This window comes from Streptomyces kronopolitis (genome assembly GCF_014646275.1).
Taxonomy (GTDB): Bacteria; Actinomycetota; Actinomycetes; order Streptomycetales; family Streptomycetaceae; genus Streptomyces; species Streptomyces kronopolitis.
The window spans coordinates 42,830-68,952 of sequence record NZ_BMND01000001.1; the positions used below are offsets into that span (position 1 = coordinate 42,830).

Annotated in this window: 24 protein-coding genes; 14 read left to right on the forward strand and 10 right to left on the reverse strand. The window is 72.7% G+C overall.

What is annotated here, in order from left to right; genetic code table 11:
• The first annotated feature begins 1 nt into the window (after position 1).
• From IEY78_RS00200 to IEY78_RS00210, 3 genes are all read left to right on the forward strand, one after another.
• Positions 2 to 1,177: an aromatic ring-hydroxylating oxygenase subunit alpha gene (locus IEY78_RS00200; protein ID WP_189095219.1), complete on the forward strand. Its 1,176-nt coding sequence runs from the start codon at positions 2 to 4 to the stop codon at positions 1,175 to 1,177.
• Between the two features lie 38 nt (positions 1,178 to 1,215).
• Positions 1,216 to 1,596, forward strand: coding sequence for an ArsR/SmtB family transcription factor (locus IEY78_RS00205; RefSeq protein ID WP_189095220.1), 381 nt, complete (start codon positions 1,216 to 1,218; stop codon positions 1,594 to 1,596).
• 81 nt (positions 1,597 to 1,677) lie between these two features.
• Positions 1,678 to 2,304 (forward strand): GntR family transcriptional regulator, encoded by a 627-nt coding sequence (locus tag IEY78_RS00210; RefSeq protein WP_189095221.1) that lies wholly within the window; start codon positions 1,678 to 1,680, stop codon positions 2,302 to 2,304.
• 16 nt (positions 2,305 to 2,320) lie between these two features.
• Here the strand turns inward: IEY78_RS00210 and IEY78_RS00215 are convergent, their stop codons facing one another.
• On the reverse strand, positions 2,321 to 3,115 hold the full coding sequence (locus IEY78_RS00215) for a carbon-nitrogen hydrolase family protein (protein WP_189095222.1): 795 nt from the start codon (positions 3,113 to 3,115) through the stop codon (positions 2,321 to 2,323).
• A gap of 435 nt (positions 3,116 to 3,550) precedes the next feature.
• Between IEY78_RS00215 and IEY78_RS00220 the strand changes: the two genes are divergently transcribed.
• The 4 genes from IEY78_RS00220 (at position 3,551) to IEY78_RS00235 (ending at position 6,492) form a co-directional block, all read left to right on the forward strand.
• A complete protein-coding gene (locus tag IEY78_RS00220; protein ID WP_189095223.1) occupies positions 3,551 to 5,032 on the forward strand; it encodes an AbeC-like domain-containing protein in 1,482 nt (493 codons plus the stop codon).
• 26 nt (positions 5,033 to 5,058) lie between these two features.
• On the forward strand, positions 5,059 to 5,427 hold the full coding sequence (locus tag IEY78_RS00225) for a hypothetical protein (protein WP_189095224.1): 369 nt from the start codon (positions 5,059 to 5,061) through the stop codon (positions 5,425 to 5,427).
• A 55-nt stretch (positions 5,428 to 5,482) separates the two neighbouring features.
• Complete coding sequence (locus IEY78_RS00230; RefSeq protein ID WP_229699596.1) at positions 5,483 to 6,181, forward strand: hypothetical protein; 699 nt, start codon at positions 5,483 to 5,485, stop codon at positions 6,179 to 6,181.
• Positions 6,182 to 6,318: 137 nt separating this feature from the next.
• Positions 6,319 to 6,492, forward strand: coding sequence for a CsbD family protein (locus IEY78_RS00235; RefSeq protein WP_189095226.1), 174 nt, complete (start codon positions 6,319 to 6,321; stop codon positions 6,490 to 6,492).
• Positions 6,493 to 6,610: 118 nt separating this feature from the next.
• Here IEY78_RS00235 and IEY78_RS00240 read toward each other — a convergent pair whose 3' ends face one another.
• Positions 6,611 to 7,939, reverse strand: coding sequence for an acyltransferase (locus tag IEY78_RS00240; protein WP_189095227.1), 1,329 nt, complete (start codon positions 7,937 to 7,939; stop codon positions 6,611 to 6,613).
• Positions 7,940 to 8,000: 61 nt separating this feature from the next.
• The gene (locus IEY78_RS00245; RefSeq protein ID WP_229699597.1) at positions 8,001 to 9,224 is read right to left on the reverse strand and encodes an LCP family protein; all 1,224 of its coding nucleotides are present in this window, start codon (positions 9,222 to 9,224) and stop codon (positions 8,001 to 8,003) included.
• Positions 9,225 to 9,537: 313 nt separating this feature from the next.
• Here IEY78_RS00245 and IEY78_RS00250 point away from each other — a divergent pair, with 313 nt between their 5' ends.
• Positions 9,538 to 12,042 carry a SpoIIE family protein phosphatase gene (locus IEY78_RS00250; protein ID WP_189095229.1) on the forward strand — a complete coding sequence of 835 codons (2,505 nt, stop codon included), beginning with the start codon at positions 9,538 to 9,540 and terminating at the stop codon, positions 12,040 to 12,042.
• A 168-nt stretch (positions 12,043 to 12,210) separates the two neighbouring features.
• Positions 12,211 to 13,623, forward strand: a complete 1,413-nt coding sequence (locus IEY78_RS00255) for an amino acid permease (protein WP_189095231.1) — start codon at positions 12,211 to 12,213, stop codon at positions 13,621 to 13,623.
• A 42-nt stretch (positions 13,624 to 13,665) separates the two neighbouring features.
• Here the strand turns inward: IEY78_RS00255 and IEY78_RS34760 are convergent, their stop codons facing one another.
• Positions 13,666 to 14,385, reverse strand: a complete 720-nt coding sequence (locus IEY78_RS34760; RefSeq protein ID WP_189095233.1) for a MerR family transcriptional regulator — start codon at positions 14,383 to 14,385, stop codon at positions 13,666 to 13,668.
• A 63-nt stretch (positions 14,386 to 14,448) separates the two neighbouring features.
• Here IEY78_RS34760 and IEY78_RS00265 point away from each other — a divergent pair, with 63 nt between their 5' ends.
• Both IEY78_RS00265 and IEY78_RS00270 read left to right on the forward strand, forming a co-directional pair.
• Complete coding sequence (locus tag IEY78_RS00265; RefSeq protein WP_189095234.1) at positions 14,449 to 14,964, forward strand: DUF6194 family protein; 516 nt, start codon at positions 14,449 to 14,451, stop codon at positions 14,962 to 14,964.
• Positions 14,961 to 15,572 carry a ribonuclease FAU-1 family protein gene (locus tag IEY78_RS00270; RefSeq protein ID WP_189095236.1) on the forward strand — a complete coding sequence of 204 codons (612 nt, stop codon included), beginning with the start codon at positions 14,961 to 14,963 and terminating at the stop codon, positions 15,570 to 15,572. The genes IEY78_RS00265 and IEY78_RS00270 overlap by 4 nt, the downstream gene beginning before the upstream one ends.
• A gap of 74 nt (positions 15,573 to 15,646) precedes the next feature.
• Here IEY78_RS00270 and aspA read toward each other — a convergent pair whose 3' ends face one another.
• The 6 genes from aspA to IEY78_RS00300 form a co-directional block, all read right to left on the reverse strand.
• Positions 15,647 to 17,068, reverse strand: a complete 1,422-nt coding sequence (aspA, locus tag IEY78_RS00275; RefSeq protein WP_189095237.1) for an aspartate ammonia-lyase — start codon at positions 17,066 to 17,068, stop codon at positions 15,647 to 15,649.
• Between the two features lie 52 nt (positions 17,069 to 17,120).
• Positions 17,121 to 18,146 carry an asparaginase gene (locus tag IEY78_RS00280; RefSeq protein ID WP_189095238.1) on the reverse strand — a complete coding sequence of 342 codons (1,026 nt, stop codon included), beginning with the start codon at positions 18,144 to 18,146 and terminating at the stop codon, positions 17,121 to 17,123.
• Positions 18,147 to 18,148: 2 nt separating this feature from the next.
• Positions 18,149 to 19,714, reverse strand: a complete 1,566-nt coding sequence (locus IEY78_RS00285; protein ID WP_373294023.1) for an amino acid permease — start codon at positions 19,712 to 19,714, stop codon at positions 18,149 to 18,151.
• Positions 19,711 to 20,448: a FadR/GntR family transcriptional regulator gene (locus IEY78_RS00290; protein WP_189095239.1), complete on the reverse strand. Its 738-nt coding sequence runs from the start codon at positions 20,446 to 20,448 to the stop codon at positions 19,711 to 19,713. The genes IEY78_RS00285 and IEY78_RS00290 overlap by 4 nt, the downstream gene beginning before the upstream one ends.
• Before the next feature lie 98 nt (positions 20,449 to 20,546).
• On the reverse strand, positions 20,547 to 21,239 hold the full coding sequence (locus IEY78_RS00295) for a response regulator (RefSeq protein ID WP_189095712.1): 693 nt from the start codon (positions 21,237 to 21,239) through the stop codon (positions 20,547 to 20,549).
• A gap of 89 nt (positions 21,240 to 21,328) precedes the next feature.
• On the reverse strand, positions 21,329 to 23,005 hold the full coding sequence (locus tag IEY78_RS00300; RefSeq protein ID WP_189095240.1) for a sensor histidine kinase: 1,677 nt from the start codon (positions 23,003 to 23,005) through the stop codon (positions 21,329 to 21,331).
• Positions 23,006 to 23,232: 227 nt separating this feature from the next.
• Here IEY78_RS00300 and IEY78_RS00305 point away from each other — a divergent pair, with 227 nt between their 5' ends.
• Genes IEY78_RS00305 through IEY78_RS00315 form a run of 3 tightly spaced genes read left to right on the forward strand, consistent with a single transcriptional unit; the run spans position 23,233 to position 25,992 of the window.
• Complete coding sequence (locus tag IEY78_RS00305) at positions 23,233 to 24,048, forward strand: ABC transporter ATP-binding protein (RefSeq protein ID WP_189095241.1); 816 nt, start codon at positions 23,233 to 23,235, stop codon at positions 24,046 to 24,048.
• Positions 24,038 to 24,910 carry an ABC transporter permease gene (locus IEY78_RS00310; protein ID WP_189095242.1) on the forward strand — a complete coding sequence of 291 codons (873 nt, stop codon included), beginning with the start codon at positions 24,038 to 24,040 and terminating at the stop codon, positions 24,908 to 24,910. Before IEY78_RS00305 ends, IEY78_RS00310 begins: the two co-directional genes overlap by 11 nt.
• 47 nt (positions 24,911 to 24,957) lie before the next feature.
• Positions 24,958 to 25,992, forward strand: coding sequence for an ABC transporter substrate-binding protein (locus IEY78_RS00315; protein ID WP_189095243.1), 1,035 nt, complete (start codon positions 24,958 to 24,960; stop codon positions 25,990 to 25,992).
• Positions 25,993 to 26,123: the final 131 nt, after the last annotated feature.

The window sequence follows — 26,123 nt, forward strand, 5'->3', positions numbered from 1 at the left end:
TATGACGACCACACCCGCCCCGTCCGCGGCCGCCGCGCCCGCCGCCGCGGCCACGCCCAGCCTCCTCGCCACCCTCGCCGGCCACCACTACACCGACCCGGAGATCTTCCGCCAGGAACAGGAGAAGATCTTCGAGCGGCTGTGGTTCTGCGCGGTCCGCAGCGCCGACCTGGAGCGGCCCGGCGCCTTCCGCACGGTCCGGGTCGGCCGGGAGAGCGTACTGATCACCCGCAACCGCACCGGCGCCCTGCGCGCCTTCCTCAACGTCTGCCGGCACCGCGGCGCGCAGCTGTGCACCGAGGAGTCCGGCGAGGTCCGACGCAATCTCCAATGCCCGTACCACGCCTGGACCTACGACCTCGACGGCCGCCTGGTCGCCGCCCCCAACCTCCAGAAGATGCCGGACGTGGACCGCGGCGAGCGCGCGCTGGTCGCCGTCCCGCTGCGGGAGTGGCTCGGCTACGCCTGGGTGTGCCTGGCGGAGGAACCCCCGTCCTTCGAGGACACCGTGATCGGCGCGGCCGTCGAGCGGCTGGGGGACGCCGCCTCCCTCGACCGCTACCGCACCGAGGGCCTCGCCCTCGGCGCGCGCCGCACCTATGACGTGGCGGCCAACTGGAAGCTCATCATCGAGAACTTCATGGAGTGCTACCACTGCGCCACCATCCACCCCGAACTCACCGAGGTGCTGCCGGAGTTCGCCGACGGTTTCGCCGCCCAGTACTACGTCGGCCACGGCGCGGCCTTCGCCGAGGAGGCCACCGGCTTCACCGTGGACGGCACCGAGGGCTTCGGCCGGCTCCCCGGTATCGAGGACACCCAGGACCGCCGCTACTACGCGATCACCGTCCGCCCGCAGGTGTTCGTGAACCTCGTCCCGGACCACGTCATCGTCCACCGGATGTTCCCGATGGCGCCGGACCGCACCGTGGTCGAGTGCGACTGGCTGTATCTGCCCGAGGTCGTCGCCTCCGGCGCCGATGTCTCCAAGTCCGTCGAGCTCTTCCACCGGGTCAACGCCCAGGACTTCGACGCCTGCGAGCGCACCCAGCCGGCCATGCACTCCCGTGCGTACCGCGCCGGCGGGGTGCTGGTGCCCAGCGAGCACCACATCGGCGTCTTCCATCAGTGGGTCACCGACCGCCTGGCGGGGGAGGAGGCACCCTGCCAGGAATAGGTGAAGAAGTCTTCATATGTCGTCGTTAAGATGGCACCATGGGCCACCGCATGGATGACCACCGCACCACCACCCGCGAACGATTGGACGCGGTGGGAGCCGCGGAGGTCGCCGCCACCCTCCAGGCCCTGTCGACCCCTTCGCGGCTGCGCATCCTCGCCCGCCTCCAGGAGAGCCCCTGCGCGGTCGGCGATCTCGCCGCCGCCGTCGGGATGGAGCAGTCCGCCTGCTCCCACCAGCTCCGGCTGCTGCGCAACCTCGGCCTGGTCACCGGCGAACGCCACGGCCGCTCGATCGTCTACACGCTCTACGACCACCATGTCGCCGAACTCCTCGACCAGGCGCTCTTCCACGTCGAACATCTGCGGCTCGGCCTCCATGACGCACCGTCAGGGCAGGTGCGGACCACCGGGCGTTGACCTCGGGCCCACCGTGTAGCCTGCGCATACAGGCCGTATGGGGGATTCCTGGCGGGATGTCACGAGTGGGGAGTGCGGGCGATGCAGTCGGGGCGCGAGCGGGCCTACGCCTATCTCAAGGAGAGTGTGCTGACCGACCCGGCGATGCGGGACCGCTTCCTGTCCGAGCAGGAGATCGCCGACCGGATCGGCGTGTCCCGCACCCCGATCCGCGAGGCCCTGCTGCTGCTCGCCGCCGAGGACCTGGTGCGGCTGGTCCCCAAGCGCGGCGCGCACATCGCCCCGCTCTCCGGCCGGGAGATCGGTGAACTGATCGAGATGCGCGGCCTGATCGAGCGCTTCGCCGCGCAGTGCACGACCGGCCGGGGCACCGCACCCGTCGAGGAGATGGCCGGCCACCTGGACCGGCAGGAGGCGCTGCGCGGCGAGTCCGGTGCCGCCGAGTTCCTCGCCGCCGGCCACCGCTTCCACGCCAGCCTGGTCGCCGCTGTCGGCAACACGCTGATGTGCCGCGAGTACGACGCGCTGCGCAGCCGTCAGACCCGGGCCGGCGCGCCCGGCCACCACGGCTCGGGCCACCGCCGGGACGAGATCCTCGCCGAACACCGCCGCATCCTCGACGGGTTGGCCGCCGGGGACGCCGCGGCCGCCTGCGCGGCCATCGACAGCCACCTCCAGGCGACCCGGCGCGTCCTCCTGGCCGACTGACCGCCGCGGCCGGCCCCTACAGCTGCCGGTTGTCCAGCACCGCCACGGCCCGCCTCACGCGGAGCGCCTCCTCGGCGTCCACCTCCCCGACCAGCAGGTCGGGCGCGGCGCCCAGTTGGCCGCGCACCGTCCCGTCGGGGCCGATCAGCGCGCTGTGCCCGACGCCGTGCGGCAGCTTCGCGGGGGCGTCCGGATCGACCGAGGGGTCCGGGGCGGACTGGTCGACGGCCGCCACCCACACCGTCGCGTCCAGGGCGCGGGCGCGCACCAGCAGATCCCACTGCGCCCGCTTGCCCGGCCCGGCGCCCCATGAGGCGGGCAGGACGGACACCGTGGCCCCGGCGTCCGCGTGCGCCCGGAACAGCTCGGGGAAGCGCAGGTCGTAGCACGTGGCCAGGCCCACCCGGACCCCTTCGACGTCGATGGTCACCACGCGGTCGCCCGGCGCGACCGTGTCGGACTCCCGGAAGCCGAACGCGTCATACAGATGGATCTTGTCGTAGGACGCCTCGACCCCGGGTCCGGTGGCCAGCAGGGTGTTGGCCACCCGCCCGTCGCCGGCCGGGGTGAACATGCCCGCCACCACCGTCACCCCGGTCTCCCGGGCCACCGCGCGCACCCCCTCGGCCCACGGCCCGTCCAGCGGCTCGGCCACCTCGGCGAGCGGCTCGCCGAACCGCACCATGGCCGCCTCGGGAAGGGCCACCAGATGGGCCCCCTCGCGTGCCGCACGACGCACGTGCTCCTGCACCGCCGCGAGGTTCTGCTTCGGATCGGTCGATGCCGTCATCTGGCACAGCGCGATACGCATCGGGCTCCCTCTTCCTGCTCTTCCTTCGTGCCGATCGGTTTTCAGAGTGGCTGTCCGCAGCCCTGCCCCGGACCCGGTCCGCCCACGCGCCGCACGGACCCGGGCGTGTCACCCGCACCCGCGTGCGACGACGGCCACCCAGGCCATCCTGCCTCCGGACCGCCCGGTGCCGCTCGCCGGGCGCCGCGCGCCGGGCACGGCGGCGGCCGCGAGACCGGTGTTCTGTAACGGTAGTGACTCGAAGAGTGACTCTGACGTCTCCTCAGCTGTCTTTGTGGTGCACTTTTCGGACGTGCGGCCGTCTCATTTCATGGGGGAGCGATGACGCATTCGACAGCGTGCGCAGGATGCGGCCGGGGCCTGGATCCGGGGGCAGCGACGTGCGGCACGTGCGGTGCGGCGGCGGGGCCCGGCGACCGGACCGCGACGATTCCGATGCCCGCCGGCCCCGCGCCGGAGACGCTGACCGCGGCCACCGCACCGCTCGCCACGGAAGCCGGCCGCGACCGCACCGCCGTGCCGACGTGGGGCAAGGGCCGCGACGTGACCCGGTACATCTGCGCGGCCGCCTACCTGGACCGCGAATACGCCAGGTCGCTCATCAGGCAGGTCGCCGCGGAACCCCGGCTGGGGGTGGCGCCCGCCCCGGCATGCGACGTCCCCGTGGCACTGCGGCACGCCTACCTCGCCAACACCCGCCGCCACGGCCGGGACCTCGTCCTGACCGTCCTGCTCCTGCTGGCCCTCGTCTTCACCCTCTGGGTCGGCGACGGCGGCCTCACGCTGCTGTCGCTGTTCCTCGCCTGGGTCACCCTGTTCTCCTTCGAGCTGTCGACCCGCTACGGCCGCCATCTGCAGAGCCTGCGCCCGGACCGCTTCGACCCCGCGGACGCGCCCGCACCGCTCAACGACGACATCGCCACCCGCCTGCGGCAGATCGGCGCCTACGCCGGCGGGAACGTCACCGCCTACAGCGGCTATTCACCGTTCATCGGCTACGGCTTCCCCCGCGACTCGTGGTCCCTGACCTTCGATGTCACCACCTCCGGCCGACCGGAGGGCCGGCCGCGGGAGTTCGACGTGGCGGACCTCTACACCCACATCGCCGAACGGGTCGCCACCCTCGCCCTGCCCTGCCTGGAGATCGAGGAACGGGTCTTCGTCGACGGCGGATCCCTCCTGGACGACCGGCGGTTCCTGCCCGATCCGCTCGGCCGGCCGGTCGCCCGGATCCCGTCCGCGCTGCTGGACTCGCTCAAGCGCACCCCCGAGGAGGGCGCCCGCCCCTACCTGGCCGTGCACTCCACCGGCTGGGGCGGCGAGGCGGTCACCTCGCTCTTCCTGCGCTTCGTCCGCTCGGACTCGCACCTCTTCGTGGAAGCGGTCCCGACGGTGCTGTACCCACTGCGCGACCGCTACCGCGTCATCGACACCCTGATGCCCAGCCCGTCCTTCCGCGAGGTCTGCACGCTGCTGTCGGAGACGCTGGTCAGCACGGTGTTCGTGCTGCTGGCCGCGCCCGCGCGGGCGGTCTCCGGGTTCGCGCCCGACTACGGGTTGTCCCGGCGCCTGCGCCGGCAGCACAAGCTGATCACCCGGCTGCGCCGCTTCGACTACGGGGCCAGGCAGAGCGTGCGCCGGCAGGCGGCGGCCACGGAGCACAGCCGCTACTTCCAGAAGGCCGACAGCGGCATGGTCGTCAAGACGGTCGAGAAGCGGGTCCTGGACGCCCTCGTGGAGTTCGCCGAGGAGCACGGCATCGACGTGGGCGAGCTGGTGCAGCGCCAGCAAATGATCATCAACAACGGCATCATCGCGGCCGGCGGAGGGCGGGTGGAATCCAGCGCCGTCGCCTCCGGCGAGCGGTCCCGCGTCTCCACGGTGCTGGGCAAGATCCCGCTGCTCAACCTGGACTGAGAACCGCATAGGGATGGGGAATCACCATGCAGAGGAACGACGGAATCATCGCGACCGGCGGCTCGAACGTCGTCGGCAACGCCGTGGCCAGCGGCCGGAACGCGCGCGCCGAGGTGCGGGACAGCGGGCTGACTCAGCACGGCGGGCAGCAGCCCTCGACGGAGGACCTCGGCGCCCTGCTCTCCCGGCTGATCGACGAACTCGGCCGCTCGGAGCACCCCGACCGCGCCGACCTGATCGAGGCCGCGGAGGACGCCCGCGACGAGGCCACCTCGGAGAAGCCGCGCCGGGGCACGCTGAAGCTGTTCGCCAAGGGGCTCGTCGACGCGGTGCCGGGGTTCACGGCGCTGGCGTCCCTGGCGGCGACGATCGAAGAGGCGGTCCGCGGGCTGTAGTTGCCGCGCGAAGGCCAGGATCCGACGAACGTGAGGTACTCCGGGGGAGATGACCGTGTCCACCTGCATCTACTGCGGCGCGCGCCGTGAGGACCCGGCCGCGTCCTCCTGCCCGAACTGCGGCATGCCGCCCGATGGCGTCGTGTCACCCCCGGCGGCACCGCCCGCATGGGCCCCCGCCCGCCACGGCTACGTCCGGATCGGGGCCACCGCCCTCCCGCTGTGGCTGCTGTGGCTGGTGGCGGGGCTGCTGGTGGCGGGCGGGGTGACCGCCTATCTGCTCACCGGCACGTCCTCCGAACCGTCCTACCAGGCGGACGACCCGGTCCCGGCGGGCACGCCGTCCGCGGAGCCGTTCTCGCCCTCCGCGCCCCCGACCGACACCTATGCGCCCGCCGTGCCCGACACCTCGCTGCCGACCGTCGGCGACACCCCCACCGCGCCGGCGAGTTCGCCGTCCGCCGAGGACGCGAGTGCGACCGTGCGGGAGTACTACCAGGACATCAACGCACGTGATTTCACGGCGGCCTGGGACCTCGGCGGCAAGAACATCGGCGGCAGTTCCTTCTCCACGTGGTCCTCGGGCTTCGCCTCGACCTCGTACATCGCGCTCACCGCGGTGAACGCCGACAGCGCCGGGAGGGTCGACGCCGTGCTCCACGCGACCCAGAGCGACGGTTCGGTCCGGGTGTACCACGGGACCTACACGGTCTCCGACGGCGTCATCGTCAGCGCCGACATCTCCCAGGACTGACCCGGAGCCCGAGACGAGAGGGACGAGGGGCCGAAGAGCGCGTGGATCCCCTTGTACGTGTGGGTGTTTGGGCCGAGGAGGCAAGGGCAGGCGATCTTGTGTCAGGGAAACACGCCAACGCGAGAAGGAGTGCGACCATGACCGCCACCGACAAGATGACGGCCAGGACCAAGCAGGCCAAGGGCGCCGCCGAGGAAGCCCTGGGCCGTGCCATGGGCAACGAGCGGATGGCCGCGAAGGGCCGCGCCGCACGCAGCTCGGGCGACTTGCGCCAGGCCGCGACCCAGGCCAAGGAGGCCTTCTTCCGGTGACGATGCCACCCGGTCCCACGGTCAGAGGCGGTCCGGACGGCAGAGACCAGGGCGGTGGCCCGCGGGTACGTCCCGCGGGCCACCGCCCTTCTGTGCACACGGGATGCCGCCGGGACCGTCACCCGTACTTGTGCAGCTGCGCCTGCCAGAACCGCTCCCCGCTCAGGGCGTCCGCCGCGGCCCGGGGCAGGCTGAGGTGCACCTCGCGGGACCCGTCCCGCTCCGGCGTCGGCATGATCTGCGCGGCCCAGGGGATGGGCACCGGCGGCAGCTCGCAGCGGTAGGGCGTCCCGCCGCCGAAGTCGATTGTGTAGAAGGGGAGTTTGGCCCGGTCGTTCACCTGGAGCATGTCGGTGTAGGCGCGGTAGAGCATCCGGGGCAGCACCCTGCGGTCCCGGCCGGCCGTGCGCTGCTCCACCAGATAGGCGAGGTCGTCCCGGGCCTGGTCGGCGATGTTCTGCGACAGGCTCTCCCGGATCAGCCGTGCCGTCGTCCCCAGCGGGCAGTTCCGTATGTCGCGGGCCGTCATGCGCAGTTCGGCGCAGGTGATCGTGTTTCCCCAGTAGTTGGCGGGGAGGTCGCGCAGATAGCCGCTGAAATCGACGAGGACGCCGAGACGTTCGACGCAGCCGGGTGACCGGTCCCGTAGCCGGCCGAGGGCGTGCCACAGGTGCGCGGTGAGCGCGTCGCTGGTGGAGATCCAGCCGTGCGGGAGCTGGTCGGTGGCCGCTTGCTTCATCGCCTGGAGTTCCGCGGCATCGAAGCGGAAGGTCGCGGTGCCGAGTTTGTGCGCGGTCAGCGTCATCCGGCTCAGCAGCGCGTACTTCTCCCGCCGCGAGGCCACGGTGAAGCGGCTGTTGTGGTCCCTGGCGCCGAGCGGGGCGCCGTCCGCGAGGCCGTCGAGCAGCCGGCGGTCGTGGCACGGCGCAGGGTGCGGAAGGCCGCGGTGTTCGGCGGCCCAGTCCAGCAGGAATTGCGTATAGGCCGGTCCGTCCGCCAGTACGTGCTTCATGTGCACGCCCAGCACCGTGCCGCCCGAGGCCGGATGGGTGAGCTTCACCGCGAGCAGGGGCACGCCCTGCCCCACGAGCCGGACGGGCGAGGCCTTCGGCAGGACGGCGCGCAGCGGCGGATGCCCGCCCGCGGCCGAGGGGCGAACTCCCGCGACGGGCGGCGCGTCCTCCTCCTCGAAGGGCACGCCGGAGTCATCGCACCGCACCTGGAGGACGCCGTGCGCATCGCGCTCCGCCCGGCCGCTCAACAGCGGATAGGAGCTCAGCACTCGGGCCAGCGAGGCCCGCATCGCCGTGCCGTCCAGGCGCTCGTGGAAGAAGAACGCGCGGCCGGTGGAGACCGCGCCCATGGTGGTGTCCAGGGCGCACAGCGGGACGCGACGGCCGGTGGCCCGTCCCGACCGGACGACCGAGTGCCGCTGTGGCCGCGTCATCCTCTTCCTCCTTGTGTGCGGGCGCCGTTGGGGCCGCGTGGTGCCGCGCGGGCGGGGCCCGTCAGTCGACGCAGGGCGCGCCGTCGCCTCCCAGCGAGGTCGCGTCACCCGAGTCCGGCCGGGGTGAGGGGGCGGCGGGCTTCGACCCTCCGCCCTGCGGGGATGAGGGACGCGGGGAGGGCGCGGGGCGCAGCAGTTCCTGCACCTGCCGGCGGACCGCCGGCGGGTCGACGAGGTTCACGGACTGCTGCCGGTAGGTACCGAAGCCCTTGATCTTCAGCGTCTGGAAGGAGACGTTGCCGCCGGCCAGCTTCTTCATCTGGTCGGCGGCGTCCATCAGCGGCCAGCCCTTGTCGATCACGATGTCCCGCTTGGCGGCGTCGAGCAGGGAGTAGGCGCGCCCGATCTTGTCGAGCGTGCCGCTGGATTCGAGCTTGTGGACGGCGGACAGCAGGAAGGCCTGCTGCCGGCGGGTGCGGTCGAGATCGCCCTTGGGCAGGTTCATCCGCTGGCGTACGAAGGCCAGGGACTGCCGGGCGTCCAGCGTCTGGCGGCCGGCCGGGAAGTCGGCTCCGGAGTTCTTGTCCTTCGTCGGATGCTTCAGGCACACGTCCACGCCGTCCAGCGCTCCGGCCAGATCGTAGAAACCGGCCAGATTGACTTCCGCGAAGTGGTCGATGGGCACGCCCAGGAAGGTGCGCACGGTCTGGATCTCGGTGCGGCGCCCGGCTTCCCGGCCCTTGCTCTCCAGCTCGGCGTGGTCCTTGACCCCCTGCGCCGCGAGCCTGTCCTCCTCGCGCGCCTTGGCGAGCCCGTACGCCTCCTTGATCTTCTGCTTGCCGAACCCCGGGACGTCGACGAGGTCGTCACGCGGCACCGACAGGCCCGTGGCCCGGCTTCCGTCGCCCGGGATGTGCAGCAGGATCAGCGTGTTGGTGTTGTAGCCGCCGACCTCGCTGCTGGCTCCGGCGTGCAGCTGCTCCAGGATCTTCTTCGGCAGCGGATTGCCGTTGAGGTCCTTGCGGCTGTCCAGGCCCATCAGCAGGATGTTCTGGGTCCCGCCCGTCGAGCGGGCGCCCTTGTCGCCGAGCGCGTCCGAGGTCCGCACCCCGTTGACGGCCTGGTCGTAGACCCAGTACCCCAGGGCGGCTCCCGCGACCAGCAGGCAGGCGACCACCACGGCTATCAGCCGTCCCCACCGGACCCGCCGCCCGGTCCTGCCCGCGGGTACCCGCCGTCGCCGCCCGGTCGTGCTCGCGGGCACCCGCCGTCGCCGCCCTGCCATCGCTCCTCCTCGCACCGATGCCCCCGGGGCCCCGGGAGATCTGGATGTGCACAGGAAGAGAGGCGATGCGGTCGAGGAGTTCGGACATCAGCCATGGATTAGGGCAATTACTCGTGTGTAGGCCTTTCGCCCTATTTGGCGGCTGCAAGCCACAAATTCTTATAATTCAGTGCTCTTCGCCCGGGTGTCGAGGGCGCCGAGGGTGCCGGACGCCCGCTCCGCCGCCCGCGAAGCGGCGCCCCTCGCGCCCGCGACCGACAATTGAACTGGACAAACAGCAGCGAAAGGGAATCCAGCCACCCTGGAAGGTGCCATGCCACCCAGTGGTTCGGAGGCGAGTGGGCAGCCGCCGGGGGCGGTGCGTCCCGGCGGTACCCCGGAGCGCGACGATGCTCTGATCCGGGCGATCGCCCGGGCTGTCGAGGTGACCGGGGCGCATGCGGGGAGCGTGTTCCTGGTCTCGCCCGACCGGCGTTCGCTGGTGCTCAGCGCGGTGTCCGGGACGCCGCCCTCGCTGCTCGGCGGCTGGCGGCGGATTCCGGTGAGCAGCGCCATCCCGGTGGCGGTGGCCTACCGGTCGGGGCGGACGGTCCATCTGTCCGGTGCCGAGGAGACGATGCGGCGGTTCCCGCAGCTCGCCATGGCGCTGCCCTACGCCTTCGGATCCGCTTCCGTGCAGGTGGGGGCGGGGGATTCGGTGTTCGGGTCGATGGCGGTGGTGTGGGCGGCCGGACCGGACACACAAGGGCTGTCGAAGGCGCAGCGGCGCCGGCTGCGCGCCACGGCCGACCGCCTCGGCGCCGCCCTCGCCGAGCTGCGGTCCCGCGGTGCGCTGGGCGAGAGCGACGCGTCAGCCGGCCCGGTGGCGGTGCCGACGCGGCCCGCCCCGGCCGTACGGGTGGGGCTCTTCGACTGGGACCTCGACAGCGGAGCCCTCGTGGCGGACGACGAACTCTGCGCGATCTTCGGCATCGCCCCCGCCGCGTTCGACGGGCGGGCGGCCACCCTGGCCGCCAGGATCGACGACGCGGTGCTGCCCGGACTGCGCTCCGCCGCCCGCACCGCGGTCGAGGAGGGCCACGTCCTGGCGCACGCCCTGCGGATCCGGGACGGCGACGGCCACCGGACCGTCGAGCTGTGGGGCCGGGTGCCGGAGGCCCCCGATCCGCGCGCCCGCGCCCACCTGGTGGGCGCCGTCCTCGACGCCGGAGCCGGCATGGCCGCCGTGGAGGCGATCGAGCGGCTGGAGGACGGCTTCTTCGCCCTCGCCCCCGACGGGCGCGTCACCTATGCCAACCACGGCCTGGAGCGGCTGCTGCGCATCCGGCACGACGACCTGCTCGGCCGGCGCCCCTGGGAGGTCCTGCCATGGCTGGCCGACCCCGCCTACGAGGACCGGTACCGGGCCACCATGATCTCCCAGCAGCCCGTCTCCTTCCTCGCCCGCCGGCCGCCCGACCAGTGGCTGGTGTTCTCCCTGCACCCGGGCTCGCGCGGCATGACGGGCTGGGCGGCCCGCGTCACGGGGCCGGTCCCGGCCGATGCCGCACCGGGGGCGGCGGTCGCCGAGGAGGCGGCGGTCGGCACGCCGTCGCCGCCCGCGCCCCGCCTGGGCACGCTCTACCGGGTGCTCCAGCTCGGCAGCGCGCTGACCGAGGCGGCCACCGCCCACGAGGTGTGCGATGTCGTCGCCGAGCAGCTGCTGCCCGCCTTCGGCGGCCAGCGGATGGCGCTGTACCTCCTGTCCGAGCACCGCTGGCAGCTGCTCTCGCAGCGCGGCTACCCCACGGGCCTGCTCGACCGGTTCGAGGGCTCGCCGCTGCGCGCCGGCGTGCCCGTGTCGGACGTGCTGCTCGCCGGGGCCCCGCTGTTCATCGAGTCACGGCAGGAGTTCGCCCGGGCCTATCCGGGGGTCCGGCCGAGCGCCTCCTGTGCCTGGGCGTTCCTGCCGCTCATCTCCTCCAGCCGTCCCGTGGGCGCCTGCGTCCTCGGCTTCGACGAGGCCCACCGGTTCCCGGACGGCGAGCGGGACCTCCTCACCGCGCTGGGCGGGGTGATCGGCCACGCGCTGCGCCGCGCCCGGCTCTACGACGACGAATTCGCCGTGGCGCACGGCCTGCAGGACGCCCTGCTCCCGCACCGGCTGCCCACCCTGCCCGACGTCCGGGTCGCCGGCCGCTACCTCCCGGCGACGCGCGGCATGGACATCGGCGGCGACTGGTACGACGTCATCCCCACCCGTGACGGCGTCGCGCTCATCGTCGGCGATGTCGAGGGGCACAATGTCGCCGCCGCGGCCGTCATGGGCCAACTGCGCAGTGCGGTACGGGCCTTCGCCGCCGCGGGCCAGCAGCCGGGTGAGGTGATCTCCCGGACCAACCGGCTGCTGCTCGACCTGAACCCGGGCCCCCTCGCCAGCTGCTGCTATCTGCGGCTCGACGCCGGCTCGGGAGCCGCCCGCCTGGTCCTCGCGGGGCACTGCCCGCCGCTGCTGCGCCGGCCCGGTGGGGGCACCGAGGCGCTGGACCTGCCGTGCGGTCCGCTGCTCGGGGTGGCGGAGACGGCCGCCTACCCGGAGTGCGCACTGCACGTGGCGCCCGGCTCGATCGTGGCGCTGTACACGGACGGGCTGGTGGAGCAGCGCGGGTCGGACATCACCAGCGGCATCGACCGGCTGCGCACGACACTGGCCCATGCCCGCGCGGATTCCCTGGAGGAGCTGGCCGACCGGCTGCTGCGGGATGCCCGGCGCGCCCCGCACCGGACGGACGACATCGCGCTGCTGCTCAGCCGGTACGCCCCCGCCCCGGGCCGCTGAGCGGCGCCACGGGCGCCGGGGCGCTCCACGCCCCCTTCACTGCGTGACGCGCGCTTCACGGTGTGTGCCGGAAACGTCCGAATAGCGGGCGTTCACGTCCTGCGGGTTCGTGCCCCCTTCACACTCTTGGGGCTCACCGAACGTCTCACGTAATGAACAGGCACGACCATGAGTCGGACACACACCCCGTCACCCCAGGGCTCCCCGCAGGCCGTGCAGAGCGGCGGAGCCGCGCTGTCACACGGCCTCAAGCAGCGCCATCTGTCGATGATCGCGCTCGGCGGGGTCATCGGCGCGGGCCTCTTCGTGGGCTCCGGCGTCGGTATCGCCGCGGCCGGTCCGGCCATCGTCCTGCTCTTCATCGGTACCGGCGCGCTGGTCATGCTGATCATGCGGATGCTCGGCGAGATGTCCGCGGCCCGCCCCTCCACTGGCTCGTTCTCGGTGCACGCCGAGGAGGAACTCGGCGCGTGGGCCGGGTCCACCTCGGGCTGGATGTACTGGCTGATGCTCTGCGCCGGGGTGGCCGCCGAGGCCACCGCGGCCGGCACGATCATGCACGGCTGGGTGCCGTTCCTCCCCGCCTACGGCTGGGTGGCGGTCTTCATGGTGTTCTTCTGCGCCAGCAACCTGACCGCGGTCAAGAACTTCGGCGAGTTCGAGTTCTGGTTCTCCGCCGTCAAGGTCACCGCGATCGTCGCCTTCCTGGTGCTGGGCGTGCTCGGCATCCTCGGGGTGTTCGGCGACGCACCCGGCACCCGCCATCTCACCGGCCACGGCGGCTTCTTCCCGACCGGCGCCGCCGGGCTCGCCGCCGGACTGCTGACCACCATCTCCGGGTTCGCCGGTCTGGAGACCGTCACCATCGCGGCGGCCGAGTCCGACCACCCGAGCCGGAACGTGGCCCGCGCCGTGCGGACCGCCGTCTGGCGCATCGCCGTGTTCTACATCGGCTCCATGGCCGTGGTCGTCACCCTGGTGCCGTGGAACAACCCGAAGGTCGCCACGGAGGGCCCCTACGTCACCGTGCTCGACCGGCTCGGCATCCCGGCCGCCGGCACGATCATGCAGATCGTGGTGCTGGTGGCGCTGCTCTCCGCGATGAACGCCAACATCTACGGCTCGTCGCGGATGGCCTTCTCCCTCGTCACCCGGGGCCAGGGGCCGCGCTTCCTCGGCCGGGTCACCCGCGGCGTGCCGGCGGCCGCCGTGCTGGCGTCCTGCGTGTTCGGCTTCGCGGCCGTGGTCGCCGGCATCATCTGGCCGACCACGGTGTTCGCCTGGCTGCTGAACATCGCGGGCTGCGCGGTGCTGGTCGTCTGGTCCGTCGTCTGCCTCACCCAGCTCCGGATGCGCCGCCGCCTGGAGCGCGAGCAGCCCGAGCTGCTCTCCGTGCGGATGTGGGGCTTCCCGTATCTGACCTGGCTGGCGCTGGCCGCCATCCTCGGCGTCTTCGCCGTGATGTGCGCCGGTGCGCAGGGCCGCCAGCAGCTCGCCGGCACGGCCGTCGTGGCCGGGGCGTTCGCCGCCGCGGGCCACCTCAAGCAGCGCCGCGACCGCCGGGCCGCCGGCGCGCTCTGAGCCCGTGACGCGCCGCCGCCCGCACGGGGGAGCGGCGGCGCGTCACGCCCGGGCCGCGGCGAGGACCGCGGCGAGTGCGGCGGCGGCATCGAGCAGGGCGCGGGAGCGCGCCGCGAGGTCCGCGTCCCGGGCCGCGAGGGCGGCCGCGAGGTCGTGCGACCGCTGCCCGTGCCGCAGCGCGGGCAGCAGCGTCCGGAGCGCGTCGACGCGGTAGCCGGCGGTGCGCAGTTGGTGGACGATCCGGGCGTCGCGGACATGGGCGGGGGAGTAGCTCCGGGTGCCGCGCGGGGGGCGCCGGCCGGGGACGACGAGGCCCTCGGCGTCCCAGTGCCGCAGTGTCGAGGGGCGCACGCCGAGCGCGTCGGCGAGTGCGGCGACGCCCATCGCATCCGAGGGGCGGACGTCCGCCAGCGGCTCGGCGGAGATCGCCGCGGCGGCCTCCCGGGCGAGTGCGAGGTCCGTCCGCTCGCGGTGCAGCCGGGCGTGTGCCGCGTCCAGGAGCGCGAGGGCCTCCGCAACCGGGCCCGCGTGGATGACGCGAACGATCCGCTTGGCCTCCACCGGGCCGGTGCCGGCCGCGAGGGCCCGGTAGGCGAGCGCGGACCGCAGGTGGATCTCCCCGTAGCGCCGGTAGCCCGCGGCGGTGCGCGTCGCCGGCGGCAGCACACCGTCGCGTTCGAGATTGCGCACCTGCTGCACGGAGTACCCGGCGCCGCGCGCGACATCGACCGTCCGCAGCACCGCCGAGTTGAGGGTGGGCACCGCGGGCTCCTCCCTCTTCCGGTGCGAAGTCTCCACAAGCACCTTAATGAAACGCTTGAGCACATGACCATCGACGAGATCATCGGCTTCGTGGCGGACCTCGAAGGGGTCCTCGCCGTCACACCGCGACCCGGGGACGGCTCACCGGAGATCAGCTGGGGGGACACCTTCTTCTTCTGGTCCCCCGACGGCACCGTGCCCGCCGCGACCCAGCCGTTCGCGACGATCGTGACGAAGAACTACCCGGGCGACGAGCGGTCGCGCCTGGACCGCCCCGGCTCGTTCCGCGTCAATGTCGCCGCCGGGAAGGACTCCTTCCGCCACTGGACCGGCCACGAGCCGGGCGAGCCGGCCGCCGACGACGACCCCGCCGCCACCGACACCGTGCTGGCCCACCCCGTCTACGCCTCCGCCGGCTGGCTCGCGGTGGTGAACCCGGGCCCGCGCACCACCACGGCACTGCGCGAACTGCTCCGCACCGCCCATCACCTCGCACGGGCCCGTCACGACCGGCGGCACGGGCATACTGGCCGGCCGGGGAATTCGAGCAACGCGAGAAGGGCCGACACGTATCCATGAGCCGTGTGTTTTCCGAGGGTGAAGTGATCGTCCGGCGAGAGATCCTCGACGGCCGTGAGTGGATGGTCTATCCCGTGCAGGTGGCCGCGGACGACGGGGTCACCCTCGCCACCTATCTGCACCAGGGGACGCAACTTGCCTTCGGCGGCGGGGACTTCCGCTGGGGCGTCCACCCGTGGGCCGCCTTCGAGCCGTACTGGCGGTCCGACGGAGTGCTGCAGGTGCAGCGGGCCGGGGACGGCTACTCCGTCTGGGCGCGCCGGTCGGGGGACGCCTTCGACGGGTGGTACGTGAACTTCCAGGAGCCGCTGCGGCGTACCGAGGCCGGTTACGACACCCTGGACCAGGAACTGGACCTGTGGATATCGGGCGACGGCTCCCCGTACCGCTGGAAGGACGTGGCGGACTTCGAGGAGCGTGCGCGCAGCGGGGGCTTCACCGCCGAGGAGGCCGCCTCGGTCCGGGCGGCGGCCCGGGAGGCCGAGGCGCTGATCGCCTCCGGGGACTGCTGGTGGGAGAAGTGGCGGGACTGGAGCAGGCCCGCGGGGTGGGACGTGCCGGCCCCGGTCGCCGTGGGAGAGGACCGGGCAGCAACGGCCCACGGGTGAGGGGGCGTTGACCGTGAGGTGAGGGGCCCGGCTCACGCGTGAGCCGGGCCCCTCATGTGCGGGGGAGCTGCCCGCTAGGCCGTGGCGGCCGGTGCCCCGGTGCCCGCGATCTCCTCCGGGCGCAGCAGGGCCGCGAGCCGGTCGGCGGGCAGCAGGCCCTGTTCCAGGACCAGTTCGGCGACGCCGCGGCCGGTGGCCAGCGCCTCCTTGGCGATGGCGGTGGCGGCGGTGTAGCCGATGTGCGGGTTGAGCGCGGTGACCAGGCCGATGGAGTTCTCCACACTCGCGCGCAGCGTCTCGGTGTTGGCGGTGATGCCCGCCACGCAGCGCTCGGCGAGGGTGCGGCAGGCGGCGCCGAGGTGGGTGATGCTCTCCGAGAGGGAGTGCAGGATGACCGGCTCGAACGCGTTGAGCTGGAGCTGCCCGGCCTCGGCGGCCATGGTGATGGTCACGTCGTTGCCGATGACCTCGAAGGCCACCTGGTTGACGACCTCCGGGATCACCGGGTTGACCTTCCCGGGCATGATGCTCGAACCGGCCTGCACCGGCGGCAGGTTGATCTCCGCCAGGCCCGCGCGCGGACCGGAGGAGAGCAGCCGCAGGTCGTTGCAGCTCTTGGAGAGCTTGACGGCGATGCGCTTGAGGACGCCGGAGAGATGGACGAAGGCGCCGCAGTCCTGGGTGGCCTCGACCAGGTTGGCGGCGGTGACCAGGGGCAGTCCGGTGAGGGTGGCCAGGTGGTCGCGGGCCGCCTCGGCGTAGCCCTTGGGAGCGTTGAGACCGGTGCCGATGGCGGTGGCGCCGAGGTTGATCTCGTGGATGAGCAGGACGGCCTCGGCCAGCCGGCTCTGGTCCTCCTCCAGCATCACCGCGTAGGCCGAGAACTCCTGGCCCAGGGTCATCGGCACGGCGTCCTGGAGCTGGGTGCGCCCCATCTTGAGGACCTCGCGGAACTCCTCCGCCTTGGCCGCGAAGGCCTCGCGCAGCACGGTCATCGCGTCGAGCAGTTCGCGTACGGCGATGATCGTGGCGACGTTCACCGCCGTTGGATAGACGTCGTTGGTCGACTGGCTGAGGTTGACGTGCTCGTTGGGGTGCAGACGGCCGTAGTCGCCCTTGTCGTGGCCGAGGATCTCCAGCGCCCGGTTGGCGATCACCTCGTTGGCGTTCATGTTCGTCGAGGTGCCGGCGCCGCCCTGGATGACGTCGACGATGAACTGGTCGTGCAGCCGGTCGTGGGCCCGGATCTCCCGGCAGGCGGCGGCGATGGCGTCGGCCCGCTCCCGGTCCAGCAGTCCGAGGTCCTCGTTGGCCCGGGCCGCGGCCTCCTTGACGGCGGCGAGCGCGTTGATCAGATGCGGGTAGGCGGCGATCGGGGTACCGGTGATCGGGAAGTTCTCCCTGGCGCGCAGGGTGTGCACGCCCCAGTACGCCTCGGCCGGTATCTCGCGGTCGCCGAGCAGATCGTGTTCGCGGCGGTGGCCGGCGGCAGTCATGGTGCTGAGGGTCCTTTGTGCGGAGGGGAGGAGGGGGAGGGGAGCGGGGGAGTCAGGGGAGGGATGGCTCGGGGGTGTGCAGTGCCCGGAGCGCGCCGACCGGTGCGCCGCCGCCCAGGACGGGGGCGGTGGTGAAGGCGGCGAGCACGTCGGGGTCGACGCCGCAGTGGGCCAGGGCGGCCGCCGTCACCGGCATCCGGGCCCGGTCGGCGCCGTCGGCTATCTTCACGCCGACGGCCCGGCCGTCCGGCAGTGCCGCGATCTGCACTCCCTCGAAGCCGTCCTTGGCGAGCAGGCCGGGCACCGCCCGCACCAGCCGGGCCACGTCGCGGCCGCTGCCGGAGACCATCTCGGGGTGTGCCCGCATCGCCTCGGCGATCCGGCCCTCGTCGGTGCCGGGCGCCGCCGTCGCCAGCCGGGCCGCGGCCCGGGTCAGCCCGTGCAGGGAGACCGAGAACAGCGGGGCGCCGCAGCCGTCGACGGTGGTGCGGGCGATGCGCTGGCCGGTGAGGTCCTCCACGGCCGCGGCGAGTTCCCGCTGCAAGGGGTGCCCGGGGTCGAGGTAGTCGGCGAGCGGCCAGCCGCGGGTGCGGGCCGTCAGCAGCATGGCGGCGTGCTTGCCCGAGCAGTTCTGCGCGAGGCGGGACGGACCGCGGCCGCGCCGGAGCCACTCGTCGCGGACGGCCGGGTCGTACGGCAGGTCGGGGACGTTGCGCAGGTCGTCCTCGGTCAGTTCGGCGGCGGCCAGGATGCGCCGGGCGCCGGCCAGATGGCGTTCCTCACCGGAGTGGCTGGCCGCGACCAGCGCCAGCAACTCCTCGTCCAGCGGCGGCAGGCCCGCGCGCAGCAGCCCGACCGCCTGGAGGGGCTTGAGCGCCGAGCGCGGGTAGCAGGCCGCCTCGATGTCGCCGGCCCGGAACGCCACGCTCCCGTCGGCCGCCAGGACCACGACCGAGCCGTGGTGGACGCCCTCGATCATTCCGCCGCGCACCACCTGCGCGACGGGTACGTGTGCCGGCTCGCGGACCGCGGGCGCGTCGCCCGGGGTGCGGAGCGGCCGCAGGGTGTTCTGACTCATCATCAACTCTCGGTGGATTCGCCGCTGTGGGGGTTGTCGTCCGGACGGGGGCGCGGGACGGATCCGGTGCCGGCGGCCGCCGTCGCACCGCTCTCGTGCCGGGCCGCGTCCCGCAGGGTGCCGACCCGGCCGCGCACCACGAACCAGCCGCCGACCAGTGCCGCCACGATCAGCGGGATCGCGAGCACGGTGGCCCGGCCCGCCCCCTCGTCGGCCCACATCAGCACCAGGACGAGGGCGAGGAAGGCCAGCGTCACGCACTCGGTCCACGGCGAGCCGGGCAGCCGGAAGCTCGGGCGGGCAAGCTCCCCGGCCCGGGTCTTCCGCCAGAAGAGCAGATGGCAGATCATGATCATCGCCCACGTGCTGAGGATGCCGAGCGCCGCGAAGTTCAGCACGATCTCGAACGCGTCGCTCGGCACCACATAGTTGAGGCCCACGCCCAGGACGCAGACCCCCGAGGTGAGCAGGATGCCGCCGTAGGGGACCTGGCTGCGGCTCATCAGGCCGGTGAACCGCGGCGCGGAGCCGGACATCGCCATCGAGCGCAGAATGCGGCCGGTGGAGTAGAGGCCGGAGTTGAGGCTGGACATCGCGGCGGTGAGCACGACGAGGTTCATCACGCCGCCCGCGGCCGGCACCCCGACCCGGGACAGCACGGTCACGAACGGGCTCTCGCCGGCGGAGTAGGAGCTCCAGGGCAGCAGCATCGACAGCAGCACCACCGAGCCGACGTAGAAGACGCCCACCCGCCACATGATCGAGTTGATCGCCCTGGGCAGCACCTTCTCCGGCTCGGCGGTCTCACCCGCCGCGACGCCGACCAGCTCCACCGAGGCGTAGGCGAACACCACGCCCTGGATCACCAGCAGCATCGCCAGTGTCCCGGTGGGGAAGACCCCGCCGTGGTCGGCGATCAGCGCGGGGCCGGGGGAGTGGCCGCCGACCGGGTGCTGGGTGACCAGCAGGAAGATGCCGATCAGCATGAAGGCGACCAGCGCACCGACCTTGATGATCGCGAACCAGAACTCCATCTCGCCGAAGATCTTCACGGAGATGAGGTTCACGGTCAGCACCACCGCGAGGGCGATCAGCGCGATCACCCACTGGGGCACGTCGGAGAACATGCCCCAGTAGTGCGTGTAGGTCGCCACCGCCGTGATGTCGGCGACGCCGGTCGTCGCCCAGTTCAGGAAGTACATCCAGCCCGCGACGAACGCCCCCTTCTCGCCGAGGAACTCGCGGGCGTAGGACACGAACGCGCCGGAGGACGGCCGGTGCAGCACCAGCTCGCCCAGGGCGCGCACCACGAGGAAGGCGAACAGCCCGCAGAGCGCGTACGCCACGGCCAGCGAGGGCCCGGCGTCGGCGAGCCGGCCGCCCGCGCCCAGGAAGAGGCCGGTGCCGATGGCCCCGCCGATCGCGATCATGTTGACGTGCCGGGACTTGAGGGACTTCTGGTAACCGGCGTCGCCGGCGTCCACATGCCCGCCCGCGGGCTGCTGCGGGGTGTCGGATGTCTCTTGTCGTTGCTGCCGTTCCGCCTGCGGGAGGGGTCGTTCGCTCACGCGTGATCCTCGTTTTCCGTGGAGGGGGCCGTGCGGTGGGGTGGCCGCACGATGGTGGTCAGCGTCGTCTCGACGCGTGCCAGGTGGTGCGCCATGGCGTCCGCGGCGTCCTGTTCGCTGCTGTCGACGAGGGCCTCGATGATCGCCCGGTGTTCGCGGTTGGACTGCTCGCGCCGTCCGCCCAGCTCGTTGAGGAAGGCCGACTGGCGGGCCAGCGCGTCGCGGATCTCCTCGATGACCCTGCGGAAGACCGGATTGCGGGCCGCCTCGGCGACGGCCAGGTGGAAGAGGGTGTCCATGGCCACCCACGCGGTGGTGTCGGTCTCCTCCTCCATCCGCTCCAGCAGATGGGTCAGGTGATCGAGGTCCTCCGGGGTGCGGCGCACGGCCGCGTACCCGGCCACCGGGATCTCCACATGGCGGCGGACCTCCAGGAGGTCGCTCGCCGTGTAGTCGCCGAAGGTCGGGTCGGCCGCCGCGCCGTCGGAGACGACGAAGGTGCCCTTGCCGGTACGTGAGACCGTCAGCCCCATCGTCTGGAGCGCGCGCAGCGCCTCGCGGAGCACCGGCCGGCTCACTTCCAGTCGGCGGCACAGCTCCGCCTCGGAGGGGAGCTTGTCGCCGATCGCGTAGTCGCCGCGCTCGATGGCGTCGCGCAAATGGTGGAGCACCGCTTCCATGGCACTGATCCGCCGAGGGGTGTCGCCAGCTGTCTGGCTGTCTGACAGGTTCACCCCGGGATCGTCGGATCCGGCCGGGGGAGCTGTCAAGGGGTCGGGCGCAGATCACTTCCCGGCCGGGGCCCCGGCCACCGCGGCCGGACGGGGCGCGGTCAGTGCGCGCGGGCCCACCGGTAGCGGTGTTCGGGGCGTCCGGTGTCGCCGTATTTGAGGGTCAGGGTGACGTGGCCGCTGCGTTCGAGATGCTTCAGATAGCGCTGGGCCGTGGAGCGGCTGACGCCCGCGCGGGCGGCGACCTCATGGGCGGACAGCGGGTGCCCGGCCCCGTCCAGGACCTGGCGGATCAGTTCGACGGTCGCCGCCGAGTGGCCCTTGGGCAGCTCGGCCTGCGGGGAGTCGGCCGCCCGGAAGGCGCCGAAGATCCGGTCCACCTGCTCCTGGCCGGCCTCCCCGCGGCCGCCCACTCCCGCCACGGTCCGGCGCAGCGCCGCGTAGCCCTCCAGCTTCGCCCGCAACCCGGAGAAGCCGAACGGCTTGACGAGGTACTGCAGCGCCCCGCTGCGCATCGCCTCCTGGACCGTGGCCACGTCCCGGGCCGCCGTCACCATGATCACGTCGGTGCGGTGGCCGAGCTGCCGCAGCCGCCGCACCAGGGCCAGCCCCGTCTCGTCCGGCAGATAGTGATCCAGCAGCACCAGATCGATCCGGCCGCGCTCCAGGGCGGCCAGGGCCTGGGCGGCCGTGTGGGCGCGGCCGGCGACCCGGAAGCCCGGCACCTGCGCGACATAGGCGGCGTTGATCTCGGCGACGTGGAAGTCGTCGTCCACCACCAGGACCTCGATCATCGGCACGCTCCGTCCTTCTCCGCGCTGCGTCGCGGTCCCCCTGCGCGGGGCCGCGTCCGGGGCGCCCCCGCAGGTGCCCGGCACGCCGCTCACCTCGCCTCTCCCGCGGCCGTGAGCGGACGGTCCGGGGTGTCGGGCGGCGGGGTGAGGGCCTCGGGCAGGACGACGGTGAAGACCGCGCCGCCGCCCGCCCGCGCGGTCACCCGGGCCATCCCGCCGTAGCGCTCGGCCAGCCGGCGCACCAGCGCGAGGCCGATGCCCCGGCCGCGGTGAAAGGCCACCGGGCGCCCGGCCGCGTGGTCCCCGGCGTCCGGCGGGGCGGCCTTGGTCGACCAGCCCTCGGCGAAGATCCGCTCCCGCAGCCCGGGCGGCACCCCCGCGCCGGTGTCCGAGACCCGCAGCACGGCCGTGCCGCCCTCGGCCCGCAGCTCCACCTCGACGAACGGCTCGGCACGGCGGTGCGCGGCGGCGGCGTCCAGCGCGTTGTCGAGGAGATTGCCCAGCACGGTCACCAGATCGCGCGGGTCGACCACGGCATCGGGCAGCAGCGTCGCGGGCGAGACCCGCAGCGGCACACCGCGTTCGGCCGCGACGGCCGCCTTGCCGACGAGCAGCGCGGACAGCAGCGGGTCGTGCACCTTCTCCGCGATCTGCTCCGCGGACGCCCGGTGCGCGCTGGTCACCTCGGTGACGAAGTCCACCGCCGTGTCGTGCCGGCCCAACTCCAGCAGTCCGCGCAGCGTGTGCAGCTGATTGGCGTGCTCGTGGTCCTGCGCCCGCAGCGCGTCCAACAGCCCCTGGGTGCCGTCCAGTTCGCGGCCGAGCAGCTCCAGCTCGGTACGGTCGCGCAGGGTCACCACCGCCCCGCCGTCCGGCGTCGGCATCCGGTTGGCGACCAGCACCCGCCCGCCGCACACGGCCAGCAGATCCGCGCCGGCCACCCGCCCGGCCAGCACATCCGTCGTCCGGCCCGGCGCCAGCACCTCGTCCAGCGGCCGCCCCGCGGCCCGCCCGTCCAGGCCCAGCAGCCGCCCGGCCTCGTCGTTGACCAGCCGGATCCGGCCGTGCCGGTCGAAGGCGACCACCCCCTCACGGATGCCGTGCAGCATCGCCTCCCGCTCGTCGAGCAGCGCGGAGATGTCGGCGAACGCCACCCCGTGCGTACGGCGCCGCAGCCCGCGGGCGAGCAGCAGCGCGGCCAGTACGCCCACGGCCAGTGCCGCGCCCGCGTACCGCAGCACCGCGGGCAGGGTGCCCAGCAGCCGGCTGTGCACGCTGTCGTAGGCGATCCCGACCGATACCGCGCCGACGATCCGGCCGCGGCCGTCGCGCAGCGGCACCTTGGCGCGGGCCGAGCGCCCCAGCGTCCCGGTGTCGATCTGCCGCACCTGCCGGCCCGCCAGGGTGCGGCTGGGGTCGGTGGAGACGTGCCGGCCGATCTCGGCGGTGTGGGTGTGCGACCAGCGCACTCCGCGGGTGTCCAGCACCACGACGTACAGCGCCCCGGTCGCCTTGCGGATCCGCTCCGCGCCGGCCTGCACCGGCCCGTGCGGGTCCGGCGCGGTGGTGGCCAGCTCCCGGGCGAGGTCCGGGTCGGCGGCGGTGGTCTGGGCGATGGACAGCGCACGGCGCATCGCCTGGTCGTCCAGCTGGGCGCTGAGCGGGGCGAGGAACAGGCCGGTGGCGAGCACCATCACCCCGGTGGTGAGGGCGACTTGCGCGGTGAGCACCTGTGCGAAGACACGGCGCGGCCGGCGGATGCGCATGGGGCCTCCCTCGTCTCCGGCCCTCCGCCGGCTCGCGGAACCGAATCTTCCCGTTGTCTCGCGGTGCCGGCACGGTAAGCCGCGGGTATGCGATTGCGCACCCCCTTGGTAAGGACCTAGCTGTTCTAGCGTGCGCAAAATGAGCACAACAGGGTCTGCGCGCAGAAAGGCGGCTTGCGCCCACAAGGCTGCCGCTGTGGCCCCGGTCACTCCTAGCCTCCCGGCTCATGAACAGGCACACGAGCCCCGCCATCGAACTGCGGGGTACGAGCAAGGCGTTCCGCACACCCTCGGGGGCGCCGCACACCGCCGTACGGGATCTGGACCTGGTCGTCGGACGCGGTGAGTTCGTCGCGGTCGTCGGCCCCACCGGCTGCGGGAAGTCCACCACGCTGACCCTGGTCAGCGGGCTGGAGGAGCCGACCGAGGGTGAGGTGCTGGTCGCCGGCGAGCCGGTCCGGGGCATCGGCGACAAGATCGGGTTCGTCTTCCAGCAGGACGCGGTCTTCCCCTGGCGCACCGTGCTGTCGAACGTGATGGCCGGACCGCGGTTCCGCGGCGTCCCCAAGCCCGAGGCCAGGCAGCGGGCACGGGACTGGCTCGCCCGGGTCGGGCTGGCGTCCTTCGAGGACCGCTATCCGCACCAGCTCTCCGGCGGGCAGCGCAAGCGCGTCGCCCTCGCCGCGACCTTCGTCAACGACCCCGAAATCCTCCTCATGGACGAGCCGTTCTCCGCCCTGGACGTGCAGACCCGGGCGCTGATGTCGGACGAGCTGCTGGAGCTGTGGTCGGGGACCGGCGCCTCCGTCGTCTTCGTCACCCACGACCTGGAGGAGTCCATCGCCCTCGCCGACAAGGTCGTGGTCATGACCGCCGGCCCGGCCACCGTCAAGGAGGTCTTCGCGGTCGACCTGCCGCGGCCCCGCAAGGTCGAGTCGATCCGGCTGGAGCCGCGCTTCCTGGAGATCTACCGGGAGATCTGGTCCTCCCTCGGCGAAGAGGTCCGGATCACCCGCGAGAGGGGTGCCGCGCATGTCGCCTGAGACCGTCACCCCGGCCGCGTCCCCCGCCGCGCCGGACCGCGGCGACCGTTCGCGGGCCAGGGCGCGCGCCGCCCGCCACCACACGTACCTGGTGTACGGCACCCGGGTGCTGCTGCTGGTCGGCCTGATCGGACTGTGGGAGGGGCTGGCCCGCGCCGCCGTCATCGACCCCTTCAACTTCTCGATGCCCTCGAAGATCTGGGACCAGGCGGTCCAGTGGGCGCTGCACGGCACTCCGCAGGGCGCGCTGTGGGAGCAGGTCTGGTACACGCTCTACGAGGCGCTGCTCGGCTGGGTCATCGGCGTCTTCGGCGGTGTGGTGCTGGGCATCACCCTGGGCCGGATCCGCTTCCTCGCCGATGTGCTCGGCCCGTACATCAAGGTGCTCAACGCCCTCCCGCGGATCGTCCTGGCCCCCATCTTCCTCATCTGGTTCGGCCTGGGCCCGGCCTCCAAGGTCGCCTCGGCCGTCGTCCTGGTCTTCTTCCCGGTCTTCTTCAACGCCTTCCAGGGCGCACGGGAGGTTGACCGCAACCTGGTCGCCAACTCCCGGATCCTCGGCGCGAGCAACCGCCAGGTCACCTTCCAGGTGGTGATCCCCTCCGCCACCTCATGGATCTTCACCAGCCTGCACGTCAGCTTCGGCTTCGCGCTGATCGGCGCGATCGTCGGCGAGTACATCGGCGCGACCAAGGGCCTGGGCCTGCTGGTCGCGGCCTCCCAGGGCACCTTCAACGCGTCCGGGGTGTACGCCGCGATGCTGATCCTCGCCGTGGTCGCCCTGCTCGCCGAGGGGCTGCTCGCCTTCCTCGAACGGCGGCTCTTCCGCTGGAAGCCGGCCGACGCCGGCGACGGCCGCTGACCGGCCCACCCGCTCCTTCCTGCCCGCACCTCACAAGGACGTGACCCATGCGCACCGCACTGAAGTTCTCGGCCGCCGCGGCCGCCGCCACCCTCGCCCTGACCACGCTCACCGCGTGCGGCGGCTCCCCGGCCGCCGGCTCCGACGGCAAGGACGGCAAGATCAAGATCATGGTGGGCGGCCTCGACAAGGTCATCTACCTGCCGGCCAGACTCACCCAGCAGCTCGGCTACTTCGAGGACGAGGGCCTGCACGTCTCCCTGCTCACCGAACCGGCCGGCGTGCAGGCCACCACCTCGCTGGTCTCCGGTGACGTCCAGGGCGTCGTCGGCTTCTACGACCACACCCTCGATCTCCAGGTCAAGGGCAAGCAGGTGGAATCGGTGGTGCAGCTCGCGCACGCCCCCGGCGAGGTCGAGGTGGTGTCGAACAAGGCGGCCGGCGACCTCACCTCGCCCAAGGACTTCAAGGGCAAGAAGCTCGGCGTCACCGGCCTCGGCTCGTCCACCGACTTCCTGACCAAGTACCTCGCGGTGAAGAACGGGGTGGGGACCGACGAGTTCACCCCGGTGGCGGTCGGCGCCGGACAGACCTTCCTCTCGGCCCTCCAGCAGGGCTCGATCCAGGGCGGGATGACGACGGACCCGACGGTCGCGCAGCTCGTCGACAAGAACCTCGGCAAGGTCCTGCTCGACATGCGCACCCCGGAGGGCTCCCGCAAGGCGCTCGGCGGCCTCTACCCCTCCTCCAGCCTGTACATGAACACCGACTGGGCGAACAGCCACAAGGACACCGTGCGCAAGCTGGCCCGCGCCTTCGTCAAGACCCTCCGGTGGATGTCCACCCATACCGCCGAGCAGATCGCCGACCGGATGCCGGCCGACTACGCCCAGGGCGGCAAGAAGCTCTACGCCCAGTCGATCAAGGACACCCTGCCGATGTTCACCAAGGACGGGGTGATGCCGGCCGACGGCCCGGCGACCGTGGAGCGGGTGCTGAAGGCCTTCAACCCCAACCTCAAGAACGCCACGGTGAATCTGAAGAAGACCTACACCACCGAATTCGTCAAGAAGCAGGGCTGACCGGCCGGGGGCGACCGCACCGGCCGGAATACGGCTACGGCGGAATGCGACTACCGCGGAATGCGACGGCGGCGGAATGCAGCGGACGGGACACGGCATCGAGCCGTGTCCCGTCCGCTGCATGCGGTCCG

What these genes read in the sequence shown, in the direction of transcription:
- IEY78_RS00200 (WP_189095219.1), top strand. Translation starts at nt 2, where the DNA reads ATGACGACCACACCCGCCCCGTCCGCGGCCGCCGCGCCCGCCGCCGCG.
- IEY78_RS00205 (WP_189095220.1), top strand. Translation starts at nt 1,216, where the DNA reads ATGGGCCACCGCATGGATGACCACCGCACCACCACCCGCGAACGATTG.
- IEY78_RS00210 (WP_189095221.1), top strand. Translation starts at nt 1,678, where the DNA reads ATGCAGTCGGGGCGCGAGCGGGCCTACGCCTATCTCAAGGAGAGTGTG.
- IEY78_RS00215 (WP_189095222.1), bottom strand. Translation starts at nt 3,115, where the DNA reads ATGCGTATCGCGCTGTGCCAGATGACGGCATCGACCGATCCGAAGCAG.
- IEY78_RS00220 (WP_189095223.1), top strand. Translation starts at nt 3,551, where the DNA reads ATGCCCGCCGGCCCCGCGCCGGAGACGCTGACCGCGGCCACCGCACCG.
- IEY78_RS00225 (WP_189095224.1), top strand. Translation starts at nt 5,059, where the DNA reads ATGCAGAGGAACGACGGAATCATCGCGACCGGCGGCTCGAACGTCGTC.
- IEY78_RS00235 (WP_189095226.1), top strand. Translation starts at nt 6,319, where the DNA reads ATGACCGCCACCGACAAGATGACGGCCAGGACCAAGCAGGCCAAGGGC.
- IEY78_RS00240 (WP_189095227.1), bottom strand. Translation starts at nt 7,939, where the DNA reads ATGACGCGGCCACAGCGGCACTCGGTCGTCCGGTCGGGACGGGCCACC.
- IEY78_RS00245 (WP_229699597.1), bottom strand. Translation starts at nt 9,224, where the DNA reads ATGGCAGGGCGGCGACGGCGGGTGCCCGCGAGCACGACCGGGCGGCGA.
- IEY78_RS00250 (WP_189095229.1), top strand. Translation starts at nt 9,538, where the DNA reads ATGCCACCCAGTGGTTCGGAGGCGAGTGGGCAGCCGCCGGGGGCGGTG.
- IEY78_RS00255 (WP_189095231.1), top strand. Translation starts at nt 12,211, where the DNA reads ATGAGTCGGACACACACCCCGTCACCCCAGGGCTCCCCGCAGGCCGTG.
- IEY78_RS00265 (WP_189095234.1), top strand. Translation starts at nt 14,449, where the DNA reads ATGACCATCGACGAGATCATCGGCTTCGTGGCGGACCTCGAAGGGGTC.
- IEY78_RS00270 (WP_189095236.1), top strand. Translation starts at nt 14,961, where the DNA reads ATGAGCCGTGTGTTTTCCGAGGGTGAAGTGATCGTCCGGCGAGAGATC.
- aspA (WP_189095237.1), bottom strand. Translation starts at nt 17,068, where the DNA reads ATGACTGCCGCCGGCCACCGCCGCGAACACGATCTGCTCGGCGACCGC.
- IEY78_RS00280 (WP_189095238.1), bottom strand. Translation starts at nt 18,146, where the DNA reads ATGAGTCAGAACACCCTGCGGCCGCTCCGCACCCCGGGCGACGCGCCC.
- IEY78_RS00295 (WP_189095712.1), bottom strand. Translation starts at nt 21,239, where the DNA reads ATGATCGAGGTCCTGGTGGTGGACGACGACTTCCACGTCGCCGAGATC.
- IEY78_RS00300 (WP_189095240.1), bottom strand. Translation starts at nt 23,005, where the DNA reads ATGCGCATCCGCCGGCCGCGCCGTGTCTTCGCACAGGTGCTCACCGCG.
- IEY78_RS00305 (WP_189095241.1), top strand. Translation starts at nt 23,233, where the DNA reads ATGAACAGGCACACGAGCCCCGCCATCGAACTGCGGGGTACGAGCAAG.
- IEY78_RS00310 (WP_189095242.1), top strand. Translation starts at nt 24,038, where the DNA reads ATGTCGCCTGAGACCGTCACCCCGGCCGCGTCCCCCGCCGCGCCGGAC.
- IEY78_RS00315 (WP_189095243.1), top strand. Translation starts at nt 24,958, where the DNA reads ATGCGCACCGCACTGAAGTTCTCGGCCGCCGCGGCCGCCGCCACCCTC.